The 11,848-nt window shown below is 62.2% G+C and carries 8 protein-coding genes and 2 pseudogenes; 5 read left to right on the top strand and 5 right to left on the bottom strand.

The genetic code is table 11. From position 1 onward, the window contains the following. Positions 1–36: 36 nt before the first annotated feature. The 4 genes from hslV to KUA23_RS02055 all read right to left on the bottom strand — a co-directional run bounded on the left by hslV (position 37) and on the right by KUA23_RS02055 (position 5,677). The gene (gene hslV, locus KUA23_RS02040) at positions 37–567 is read right to left on the bottom strand and encodes an ATP-dependent protease subunit HslV (RefSeq protein ID WP_003171209.1); all 531 of its coding nucleotides are present in this window, start codon (positions 565–567) and stop codon (positions 37–39) included. 246 nt (positions 568–813) lie between these two features. Further along, entirely contained in the window at positions 814–1,515 is a 702-nt protein-coding gene (locus KUA23_RS02045; RefSeq protein ID WP_025858692.1) for an SPOR domain-containing protein, read from the bottom strand. A 1-nt stretch (position 1,516) separates the two neighbouring features. Further along, positions 1,517–3,253 carry an arginine--tRNA ligase gene (gene argS, locus KUA23_RS02050; RefSeq protein WP_252993376.1) on the bottom strand — a complete coding sequence of 579 codons (1,737 nt, stop codon included), beginning with the start codon at positions 3,251–3,253 and terminating at the stop codon, positions 1,517–1,519. 204 nt (positions 3,254–3,457) lie between these two features. Beyond that, positions 3,458–5,677, bottom strand: a complete 2,220-nt coding sequence (locus tag KUA23_RS02055; protein ID WP_252993377.1) for a primosomal protein N' — start codon at positions 5,675–5,677, stop codon at positions 3,458–3,460. 214 nt (positions 5,678–5,891) lie between these two features. Here KUA23_RS02055 and rpmE point away from each other — a divergent pair, with 214 nt between their 5' ends. The 5 genes and pseudogenes from rpmE to KUA23_RS02080 all read left to right on the top strand — a co-directional run. Next, positions 5,892–6,125, top strand: a complete 234-nt coding sequence (gene rpmE / locus KUA23_RS02060; protein WP_005784030.1) for a 50S ribosomal protein L31 — start codon at positions 5,892–5,894, stop codon at positions 6,123–6,125. Between the two features lie 14 nt (positions 6,126–6,139). Beyond that, on the top strand, positions 6,140–6,946 hold the full coding sequence (locus tag KUA23_RS02065; protein ID WP_078046502.1) for a thermonuclease family protein: 807 nt from the start codon (positions 6,140–6,142) through the stop codon (positions 6,944–6,946). Between the two features lie 181 nt (positions 6,947–7,127). Then, entirely contained in the window at positions 7,128–8,396 is a 1,269-nt protein-coding gene (locus tag KUA23_RS02070; protein WP_016979185.1) for a malic enzyme-like NAD(P)-binding protein, read from the top strand. Between the two features lie 185 nt (positions 8,397–8,581). Next, positions 8,582–8,731: pseudogene (locus KUA23_RS02075) on the top strand (malic enzyme-like NAD(P)-binding protein); the annotation flags it as partial. 185 nt (positions 8,732–8,916) lie between these two features. After that, a pseudogene (locus tag KUA23_RS02080) lies at positions 8,917–9,066 on the top strand (malic enzyme-like NAD(P)-binding protein); the annotation flags it as partial. 206 nt (positions 9,067–9,272) lie between these two features. On the opposite strand, the gene KUA23_RS02085 reads toward KUA23_RS02080, so the two are convergent. Then, positions 9,273–11,732, bottom strand: a complete 2,460-nt coding sequence (locus KUA23_RS02085; RefSeq protein ID WP_410896871.1) for a penicillin-binding protein 1A — start codon at positions 11,730–11,732, stop codon at positions 9,273–9,275. Positions 11,733–11,848: the final 116 nt, after the last annotated feature.

The raw sequence follows: 11,848 nt of genomic DNA on the forward strand, positions 1-11,848 counted from the left end.
GTGTTTGGCGGCCTCAAGCGGAAATAAGCCTACGGCTTACTCGGCGAGGTCCTGCTCCTCAATGGTCTGGTTGTGGTTGGTAAACACGCAGATATCGCCGGCAATGCCCAGGGCCGTCTCGACGATTTCGCGGGCCGACAGGTCGGTCTTCTTCAGCAGTGCGCTGGCTGCCGCCTGGGCGTAGCCACCGCCGGAACCCATGGCGATCAGGCCATGTTCAGGCTCAACCACATCGCCGTTACCGGTGATGATCAGGGAAGCGTCTTTGTTGGCAACGGCCAGCATGGCTTCCAGGCGGCTGAGGGAGCGGTCGGTGCGCCATTCTTTGGCAAGTTCGACCGCAGCGCGCACGAGGTGGCCCTGATGTTTCTCAAGCTGGCCTTCGAAACGCTCGAAGAGGGTGAAGGCGTCGGCAGTCGCGCCGGCAAAGCCTGCGAGCACCTGGCCGTGGTACAGGCGACGCACTTTCTTGGCGTTGCCTTTCATCACGGTATTACCCAGGGAAACCTGGCCGTCGCCGCCCATGACGACTTTGCCGTGGCGACGTACTGAAACGATGGTGGTCAAGGGGAGAGTCTCCACGCAGCGGGGCGAAAATGCCCTGATGAAAACTCATATGGGGGTGGCGGGGGGGATTTCAACCGCGGGGGCAGTGTGCGGACGAGTGGTGTTTATCTTTCTGACACGCCATAAAACAAAATGTGGGAGCGGGCTTGCTCGCGAATGCGGTGGGTCAGTCGCCGAAAATACTGACTGAAATACCGCATTCGCGAGCAAGCCCGCTCCCACATGGGGTCTGCTGCGCTCTTAGGCTCAGCGACTCTGGCGTTGTTGTAACAACAGGTTGCTAAAGCCCGCGCCAGCCAATTGTTTCTGCGCCACAGTCAGCTGTTCTCGGTTGCTGAACGGCCCAACGAGTACGCGATACCAAGTGGCATCCTTGACCGTCCCGGACTCCACCGTCACCGACTGGCCGAGCAGAATGATCTGCGCCCGCACGCGATCCGCATCCGCCTGTTTCGGGAACGAACCCGCTTGCAGGAAGAACTTGGTCACGGGTGCGGCCTTGGTCTCGGCAACCGGCGGTGCCGGCGGCGGGGTGATCCCGGCCAGTGCGGCCTGGGCGCGTGCCGTGTCGATTTTCGCCGCTTCGGCAGGGGTAACTGGCGTGGTCGGCACTTGTGGCGTCGGCAGGGTTTTCTCCGGCACGGCGTCAGGCGGCACGATCACTTCCGATTCCGGCAGCAGCGTATAGAAGTCGTATTTCGGCTTCACCGGTGCGGTCGGGCTTGGCGCAGTCTTGTTCGCTTCGGCCATTTTCGTGGCCTTCTGCTGTTCCTGCTTGACCCGTTTGACGTCATCGCCCTTGCCCGGATCCAGCTTCATCAGGAACACAATAAACGCGCCGACGGTGAGGCCGATGGCCATCCACAACCAGCCCGGGATCGGCTTCTTCGCCGGGGCCTGATAGCGGCTGGCGCCGCGCTTGGGTGCGGGTTTTTTCTTGGCAGCCAACTTACATACGCTCCAGTGTTTCCAGGCCCAACAGCTCGAGGCCTTGCTTGAGGGTCCGTCCAGCCAGTGCAGCCAAGCGCAGGCGGCTTTGCTTCTGGGCTTCGTCGTCGGCGGTGAGGATCGGGCAGTTCTCGTAGAAGCTGGAGAACAGGCCGGCGACTTCGTACAGGTAGGTGCACAGGATGTGCGGCGTGCCTTTCTCACCGACGCTGTTCAGCACTTCGCCGAATTGCGCCAGCTTGGCGGCCAGATCCTGTTCATGGGGGGCGTCCAGCACGATCTGGCCTTCAACTTCGCTGAAGTCCTTGCCCAGCTTGCGGAACACGCCAGCCACACGGGTGTAGGCGTACAGCAGGTACGGCGCGGTGTTGCCTTCGAAGTTGAGCATCAGGTCGAAGTTGAAGCTGTAGTCGCTGGTGCGGTGCTTGGACAGGTCGGCGTATTTGACCGCACCAATGCCCACCACGCGGGCGATGTTGCGCAGGTCGGCCTCGGCCAGCTCCGGGTTCTTTTCCTTCACCAGGCTGTAGGCACGTTCCTGCGCTTCGGTGAGCAGGTCGATCAGCTTCACGGTGCCGCCGTCGCGGGTCTTGAACGGGCGGCCATCGGCGCCGTTCATGGTGCCGAAGCCCATGTGCTCCATGTGCATCGGGTGGGTGACGAAACCGGCGCGGCGCGCCACTTCGAACACCTGCTGGAAGTGCAGCGCCTGGCGTTGGTCGACAAAATACAAGGCGCGATCAGCCTTGAGCACGCCGCTGCGGTAGCGCACGGCGGCCAGGTCGGTGGTGGCGTAGAGGTAGCCGCCATCGGCCTTGACGATGATCACCGGCAGCGGCTCGCCGTCGGCGGTCTTGAATTCTTCGAGGAACACGCACTGTGCGCCGTTGCTCTCTACCAGCAGGCCCTTGGCCTTGAGGTCGTTGACCACATTCATCAGGTCGTCGTTGTAAGCGCTTTCGCCCATCACGTCGGCCATGGTCAATTTGACGTTGAGCAGTTCGTAGATTTCCTGGCAGTGAGACAGGGAAATGTCACGGAAACGGTTCCACAGTGCCAGGCACTCGGCGTCACCGGCTTGTAGCTTGACCACCAGGCCACGGGCGCGGTCGGCGAATTCTTCGGATTCGTCGAAGCGCTTCTTGGCGGCGCGGTAGAAGTTTTCCAGGTCCGACAGCTCGTTGCTGGTGATCGGGTTTTCTTGCAGGTAAGCCATCAGCATGCCGAACTGAGTGCCCCAGTCGCCGACGTGGTTCTGACGGATCACGTCGTCGCCGAGGAACTCCAGGACCCGCGCCGCGCCGTCGCCAATGATGGTTGAGCGCAGGTGGCCGACGTGCATCTCTTTGGCCAGGTTCGGCGCCGATAGGTCGACGACCACGCGCTGCAGCGGGCCAGCCTTGCGCACGCCGATCCTGGCGTCGGCCAGGGCGGCATCCAGGCGCGACGCCAGGGCCTGGGTGTTCTGGAAGAAGTTGATAAAGCCCGGGCCGGCGATTTCAGCCTTGGTGACACTCTCGTCGGCAGGCAGCGCGGCGATGATTTTTTCTGCCAGGTCGCGCGGTTTCATGCCGGCCGGCTTGGACAGCATCATCGCAATGTTGCTGGCAAAGTCACCGTGGGTCTTGTCGCGGGTGTTTTCCACCTGGATCGCCGGCGACAGGCCTTCAGGCAACACACCTTCGTTGACGAGTTGGGTGAGGGCTTGTTGGATCAGCTGGCGAATGGTGTCTTTCATGGTGTTCTCTTTCGACCGCAAGCGGCGGCGCGCGATGCGCAGGTGGAAAAACTGGGCATTATCCGTGGCGAGGGCGGGCTTGCCAACCATTCAGACGGGTTGGCGGACCTGCGGGCCTCATCGCGGGCAAGCCCGCTCCCACATTTAAGGCTGTTCACATTTCAAATTGTGGGAGCTGGCTTGCCTGCGATGGCCATTTAACGGTCAGTACAAATCTACCGGGTCCACATCCAATGACCATCGCACTTGCCGGCCGCTGGGCAGTTGCTCCAGGGCAAGCAACCAGCTACTTAATAGCCGATGCATCGGTGCGCGCGAGGTTGCCTGCAAGAGTAGCTGAGCACGATAACGCCCGGCGCGGCGCTCCATAGGCGCGGGCACCGGGCCGAGCAGTTCGATGCCGCTCAGACCCAGCTCGCCGAGCAAACGTTCGGCGGCGCTGCAGGCTTCATCCAGGAAACCCTCGGCCTGCCCCGGCTTGTGCGCCTCGGCGCGTAGCAAGGCCAAGTGGGAAAACGGCGGCAAGCCGGCGGCGCGGCGTTCGCTCAGGGCCTGCTCGGCGAAGGCGAAGTAGCCTTGTTCTGTCAGTTGGATGAGCAGCGGGTGGTCGGCCAGGTGCGTCTGGATAATCACCCGGCCAGGCTCCTCGGCGCGGCCCGCGCGGCCGGCAACCTGCACGATCAACTGCGCCATGCGTTCGCTGGCGCGGAAGTCCCCGGAGAACAGCCCGCCGTCGGCATCCAGGATCGACACCAGGGTCACCCGTGGAAAATGGTGCCCCTTGGCAAGCATCTGCGTGCCGATGAGGATGCACGGCTGGCCTTTCTGGATGGTGGCGAACAGCTGGTTCATCGCGTCCTTGCGCGACGTGCTGTCGCGGTCGACCCGCAGCACCGGGTAATCCGGGAACAGGATGCCCAGGCGCTCTTCGGCCCGCTCGGTGCCTGCGCCCACCGGTCGCAGGTCGACTTTGCCGCACTGCGGGCAGTGGCGCGGTACACGCTCCACATGGCCACAGTGATGGCAGCGCAGTTCGCCGTAGCGCTGGTGCACGGTCATGCGCGCGTCGCAGCGCTCGCACTCGGACATCCAGCCGCAGTCATGGCACAGCAACGTCGGCGCAAAACCACGGCGATTGAGGAACACCAGCACCTGTTGGCCGGCGGCAAGCGTCTGGCCGATGGCTTGTTGCATCGGCCCGGAAATACCGCTGTCCAGCGGGCGACTTTTAACATCCAGGCGCAGAAAACGTGGCTGCTTGGCGCCGCCCGCGCGCTCGTTCAGGCGTAGCAGGCCGTAACGACCGGTGTAAGCGTTGTGCAGGCTTTCGAGGGACGGCGTGGCCGAGCCCAGCACGATCGGGATGTCTTCCTGGCGTGCACGCACCAGCGCCAGGTCGCGGGCGTGATAGCGCAGGCCTTCCTGCTGTTTATAGGAGCCGTCATGCTCCTCGTCGACGATGATCAGCCCAGGGTTTTTCATCGGCGTGAACAGCGCCGACCGGGTGCCAATAATAATGTCGGCCTCGCCATCCCGCGCGGCCAGCCATGACTCCAGGCGCTCGCGGTCGTTGACTGCCGAGTGCACCAGGGCGATACGCGCGTTGAAGCGCTGCTCGAACCGCGCCAGGGTTTGCGGGCCCAGGTTGATCTCGGGGATCAGCACCAGCGCCTGTTTTCCGGCTTGCAGGGTTTCGCGGATCAACTGCAGATAGACTTCGGTCTTGCCGCTGCCGGTGACGCCGGCCAGCAGGAACGCGTGGAAACTGTCAAAGCCGGCGCGAATCGCCTCGTAGGCCGCGCGTTGCTCGGGGTTCAGCGGCAGTTCCGGCTGCGCCAGCCAGTGTTCGTGGCGGGCGTCGGGCGCGTGCTTGCGGATTTCCACCTGCACCAGGCCCTTGGCGAGCAACAGGTCGAGGCTGTCTTTGCTCAGCATCAGCTTGCTTAATAGCTGGTGAGCCACGCCGTGAGGGTGCTGCGCCAGTGTGGCCAAGGCTTCACGCTGGCGCGGCGCGCGGGCAATGCGCGGGTCGTCGAGGCGCGCCCCCGGCACCATCGACCAAAAGCGCTCCTGACGCGCTTCGGCCAGTTCGCCCTGGCGCAACAGCACGGGTAACGCCCAGCTCAGGGTGTCGCCCAGGCTGTGCTGGTAATACTGGGCCGTCCACAGGCACAGCTTGAACAGCGCAGGCGGTAGCGGTGGGGTGGCGTCAAGGATCGCCAGGGCAGGCTTGAGTTTCTCGGCAGGCACTTCGCTGTGGTCAGAAACTTCCACCAGGATGCCGATCATCTCTCGGCGCCCGAACGGTACGCGCACGCGCATGCCCGGCTGCAACTGCGCCCGCAGCACGCCGGCCGGGGCCCGGTAATCGAACAGGCGGCGCAGGGGCGAGGGCAGGGCTAGGCGCAAAATGGCGTCGGGCACGCGAGGGTCTCATATAAAGGTAGGCGGTGGCGCAGGGGCGGGAGCCTAGCAGACAGGGGAGGGCTTGGGTATGCCACGGTTTTCTGATGAAAGGAGGTCTTCAACCGGAAGCGCCGCTTGCGCGATTGAAAAGGTCTGGTAGAATCCGCGGCCTAATTACGTGCGGTATTCGACAATAGTGTCGAGTGGCGGCACGCTAGCCCGAGGAAGTGCCATGAAAGCCGATATCCATCCAGCGTACGAAACCATCGAAGTCACCTGCAGCTGCGGCAACAAGTTCGAAACCCGTTCGAACCTGTGCAAGCCACTGGGTACTGACGTATGCAACGAGTGCCACCCGTTCTACACCGGTAAGCAGAAAACTCTGGACACCGGCGGCCGTGTACAGCGCTTCGCAGATCGCTTTGGTGCTTTCGGCAAGAAGCCTGCTGCTACTCCAGCAGAGTAAGGCCCAAAAGCCTTATGGGCTTTTGCCAGCTGTTGAAAAAGGCGTCCCTTGTGGGCGCCTTTTTTGTGCCTGGGATTTGGCTTTCAGTCGCCCAGGCCGACGTGTTTTGCCCCGCCCCGGCCGCCTTGGTCCAGGTGGAGGTGCAGCGTGTGGTGGATGGCGATACCGTACGCCTCAAGGATGGTCGCAGCGTGCGGATGATTGGCCTCAATGCGCCTGAAACCGGTAAGCGCGGTCGCGCCGACGAGCCTTACGCCGTCGCCGCCCGTCAGCGCTTGCAGGCATTGGTGGACGCCAGCGACCGTCGCGTCGGCCTGGTTGTTGGGCGTGAGGGAAAGGATCGCTACGGCCGTACCTTGGCCCACCTGTACGGCGCTGAGGGTAAGAATCTTGAGGCGCAGCTGCTGGCTGAAGGCCTGGGGTTTCAGGTAGGCGTCGCGCCCAATGTTGATCTTGTGGCCTGCCAGCAGGCTGCGGAGAACAGCGCCCGTGAGGCGCGTCTGGGTGTGTGGCGCCAGTCACCGGTACACAGCGTGGCGCAGCTCAAGCAGTCCGGTTTTGCTTTGGTCAGCGGCCGGGTGAGCAAGATCGAACGCAATCGCGGTGGAATCTGGATCGAATTGCAGGGCTCACTGGTATTACGCATTGCACCCGAGCTTGTCCGTCAATTCGACGCCGGGTGGCTCAATGGTCTGCAAGGCCAGTCAATCGAGGCCCGTGGCTGGGTGCAGGATCGCGCCAAGCGTGGCGGCCTGAAAAACGGCCAGGCGCGTTGGCTTCTGCCACTGACCGATCCCAGCATGCTCAAATCGGCGCTTTAAGGAAAAATTGTAGACATTTTTTTAGTCGATTGTGAACAGTTGAGCCCTTGTATCCCGTGGCTCTTGGCCGAAAGTCGTAGCGCAGGGCCCTTGACACCCGTGACTGCCCAGTCTTGTGGGGACTTTACGACACGCGTATCCTCGGCGGTCCGTCGACCAACAGTAAAAGCGGAATGCCGATATGTCTGATTTGAAAACTGCCGCTCTCGAATATCATGCCCATCCTCGTCCAGGAAAGCTGAGTGTAGAGCTCACCAAGGCCACTGCCACCGCCCGCGACCTGTCGCTGGCCTACAGCCCTGGTGTTGCCGAGCCCGTACGTGAAATCGCCCGCGACCCCGAACTGGCGTACAAGTACACCGGCAAAGGCAACCTGGTTGCAGTGATTTCCGATGGCACCGCGATCCTCGGCCTGGGTAACCTCGGCCCATTGGCGTCCAAGCCAGTCATGGAAGGTAAAGGCGTGCTGTTCAAGCGCTTCGCCGGCATCGACGTTTTCGACATCGAAGTCGACTCCGAAAGCCCGCAGGCTTTCATCGACACGGTCAAGCGCATTTCCATCACCTTCGGTGGCATCAACCTGGAAGACATCAAGGCACCTGAGTGCTTCGAGATCGAAAAGGCCCTGATCGAACAGTGCGACATTCCGGTATTCCACGATGACCAGCACGGCACCGCGATCGTTACGGCGGCCGGCATGATCAACGCCCTGGAAATCGCAGGCAAGACCCTGGCCGACGCACAGATCGTCTGCCTGGGCGCCGGCGCTGCGGCCATCTCCTGCATGAAGTTGCTGGTGAGCATGGGCGCCAAGCTGGAAAACATCTTCATGGTCGACAGCAAGGGCGTGGTCCAGTCCGAGCGTACCGACCTGAACCAGTACAAGGCGATGTTTGCCCACGCCACCGACAAGCGCACCCTGGCTGACGCCCTCGACGGCGCAGACGTGTTCGTCGGCCTGTCCGGCCCGAACCTGCTGAGCGCCGAAGGCCTCAAGTCTATGGCCGCCAACCCGATCGTGTTCGCCTGCTCCAACCCGGACCCAGAGATCTCGCCGGAACTGGCTCACGCCACCCGTAGCGACGTGATCATGGCGACCGGCCGTTCGGACTACCCGAACCAGGTCAACAACGTACTGGGCTTCCCGTTCATCTTCCGTGGTGCCCTGGACGTTCGCGCCAAGCGCATCAACGAAGAGATGAAAGTGGCTGCCGCCAACGCCCTGCGTGAACTGGCCAAGCTGCCAGTGCCTCAGGAAGTGTGCGACGCCTACGGCGGTATCAAGCTGGAATTCGGTCGTGAGTACATCATCCCGAAACCAATGGACAAGCGCCTGATCACCCTGATCTCCGATGCCGTGGCCAAGGCCGCCATCGAGACCGGCGTGGCCACCCTGCCGTATCCGAAGCACTACCCGCTGCAAAGCGTGGATGATGTGTTCAACGGCTAAGCCGTTGTAGCGCACCCACAAAAAGCCCCGGCTCTTGCGAGTCGGGGCTTTTTTGTGGCGATTCACTTGGGCCTTGTGGAGACCCAAGTGTGGGAGCGGGCTTGCCCGCGATAGCGATGGATCAATCAGCTCATGTGGCGCCTGGCACACCGCAATCGCGGGCAAGCCCGCTCCCACATTGAACCGAGTACATCATCCCGAAACCAATGGACAAGCGCCTGATCACCCTGATCTCCGATGCCGTGGCCAAGGCCGCCATCGAGACCGGCGTGGCCACCCTGCCGTATCCGAAGCACTACCCGCTGCAAAGCGTGGATGATGTGTTCAACGGCTAAGCCGTTGTAGCGCACCCACAAAAAGCCCCGGCTCTTGCGAGTCGGGGCTTTTTTGTGGCGATTCACTTGGGCCTTGTGGAGACCCACGTGTGGGAGCGGGCTTGCCCGCGATAGCAATGGATCAATCAGCTCATGTGGCGCCTGACACACCGCAATCGCGGGCAAGCCCGCTCCCACATTGAATCGAGTACATCATCCCGAAACCAATGGACAAGCGCCTGATCAGCCTGATCTCCGATGCCGTGGCCAAGGCCGCCATCGAGACCGGCGTGGCCACCCTGCCGTATCCGGAGCACTACCCGCTGCAAAGCGTGGATGATGTGTTCAACGGCTAAGCCGTTGTAGCGCACCCACAAAAAGCCCCGGCTCTTGCGAGTCGGGGCTTTTTTGTGGCGATTCACTTGGACCTTGTGGAGACCCACGTGTGGGAGCGGGCTTGCCCGCGATAGCGATGTATCAATCAGCTCATGTGGCGCCTGACACACCGCAATCGCGGGCAAGCCCGCTCCCACATTGAATCTGTTTCAGGCCATAAATCTCACTAGAACAGATCGATCGGCGCCGCCTCATCCGCCGGCAGCGGGCTGCCCGGCGCAACGCCATTGCCCAGCTCATTGACCGACGGCGGCGTGTCCTCGCTCTTGAACAGTTCGAAGTACGCATTCGGTGTGCTTGGCGAGGCCGCACGGCCACTGACCGGGTCGATGCGCAGGCTGAGGATGCCTTCTGGCTCCGGCTGCGTGTGCGGCGGCTTGTCCTTCAAGGCCGCGCCCATGTAGCTCATCCAGATCGGCAGCGCGACGGTACCGCCGAACTCGCGACGGCCAAGGCTTTCCGGCTGATCGTAGCCCGTCCATACGGTGGTCACGTAGTCGGCGTTATAGCCAGAGAACCAGGCATCCTTGGATTCGTTGGTGGTACCGGTCTTGCCGGCAATGTCCGGACGGTTCAGCGCCAGGGCGCGGCGGCCAGTACCTTTCTTGATGACGTCTTCCAGGATGCTGTTGAGGATATACGTGGTACGGCCATCGACAATGCGCTCGGCGACAGCGGGTGCCTGGGGCTCGGCGGGGGTGCCGTTGGCGGCAGGGGTGGTGCCTGGAGCCGGTTCGATGGTAATGCCGCCATTGCTCGGCGCCGCCAGGCCGTCAGTCGCCGCGACGCCGTTGACCACATCACCCGGCACACGTGGCGGGTTGGCGGTGAACAGGGTGTCGCCGTTGCGGCTTTCGATCTTGTCGATCAGGTACGGCGCGATCTTGTAGCCGCCGTTGGCAAAGGTGCTCCAACCGGTGGCGATTTCCATCGGCGTGAGGGTCGCGGTGCCCAGGGCCAGGGACAGGTTGGGCGGCAGGTCCGACTTGGCGAAGCCGAAGCGCGTCATGTAATCGATGGTCTTGCCCACGCCCATTGCCTGCAACAGGCGGATCGACACCAGGTTACGCGACTTGTACAGCGCCTCACGGATACGGATCGGGCCAAGGAAGGTGTTGGTGTCGTTTTTCGGACGCCAGACCTTGTCCAGGTACTCGTCGACAAACACGATCGGGGCGTCGTTGACCAGGCTGGCGGCGGTGTAGCCGTTGTCCAGCGCAGCGCTGTAGATGAATGGCTTGAAGCTCGAGCCCGGCTGGCGTTTGGCCTGGGTCGCGCGGTTGTAGTTGCTCTGCTCGAACGCGAAGCCACCGACCAGGGCGCGTATCGCACCGTTTTGCGGGTCCAGCGACACCAGGGCGCCTTGGGCCAGCGGCACCTGGCTGAACTTGAGGCTGTCGTCCTTCTGGCGTTGCACGCGGATCAAGTCACCCACCTGCGCCACGTCCGATGGCTGCTTGGGCATCGGGCCCATGCTGTTAGTGTTCAGGAATGGGCGCGCCCACTTCATGCTGTCCCACGTCACATGGGCTTCGCCGGTACGGGTGAGTACCTGCACCCCATCTTTCTTCACCTGGGTCACGATGGCCGGTTCCAGGCCGCTGATCGCGCGTTGTTTGCCCAGCTCAGTGGTCCAGGCGCTCAGGGTCTTGCCTGGCAGGCGCGATTCAGGGCCACGGTAGCCATGGCGTTGGTCGTAGGTGATCAGGCCGGCATGCACCGAGGTGTTGGCGATTTCCTGCAGGTCGCTCGGTACGGTGGTGGTCACGCGGAAGCCTTCGGTATAGGCCTCGCTGCCATAACGGCCAACCATTTCGGCGCGCGCCATTTCGGCGATATAAGGCGCGTTAACTTCTGGCGTCGGCACGTGGTAGCTGGCATTCAACGGCTCGGCGATGGCGCTTTCATAAGCGGCCTGGTCGATTTTGCCCAGCTTGTACATGCGCCCCAGGATCCAGTCGCGGCGTTCTTTACTGCGCGCCGGGTTGGCCAGGGGGTTGAAACGTGAAGGGGCTTTTGGCAGGCCGGCGATCATGGCCATCTGCGCGAGGCTGGCGTCACGAATGGACTTGCCGTAGTAAACCTGCGAGGCGGCCTCGATCCCGTAGGCGCGGTTGCCCAGGTAGATCTTGTTGACGTAGAGCTCGAGGATCTCGTCCTTGGTCAACTGGCGTTCGATTTGCAGTGCCAGGAGGATTTCGGTGGCCTTGCGCGAAAAGCTGCGCTCGCTGGTGAGGAAGAAGTTCTTCGCCACCTGCATGGTGATGGTGCTGCCGCCGGACTGAATGTGTCCGCTTTTTACCAACTGGGTCGCCGCACGCACCAGGCTGCTGGGGTCGACGCCATAGTGGTTGGCAAAATTATCGTCTTCGGCCGAGAGCAGGGCGCTGATGAAATTGGGTGGAATATCGGCAAAACGGATCGGTGTGCGGCGCATTTCGCCGAACTCCGCGATCAGTTTTTCATCGCTGCTGTAGACCCGCAAAGGAATCTGCAACTGGATACTTCTAAGGGCCTCTACGGAGGGCAAACCCGGACTAAGGTAGAGGTAGGCCCCGCTCAGCACGAGCAGCAGCCCGCAAACGATGGCGACAATGGAGTACCCGAAAAACTTCAGCAGACGAATCAAGGCTTTTGGATTTCCAGAGAAAAGAATGAGTTAGGCGTCGGGGCATGCATGGCAAACGATGGATCGACCCGAGCTGCAGATAAAAGCGGGAAAAAACGCTGGGCATTAAAGCA

This window comes from Pseudomonas pergaminensis, from assembly GCF_024112395.2.
GTDB classification, from domain to species: Bacteria; Pseudomonadota; Gammaproteobacteria; order Pseudomonadales; family Pseudomonadaceae; genus Aquipseudomonas; species Aquipseudomonas pergaminensis.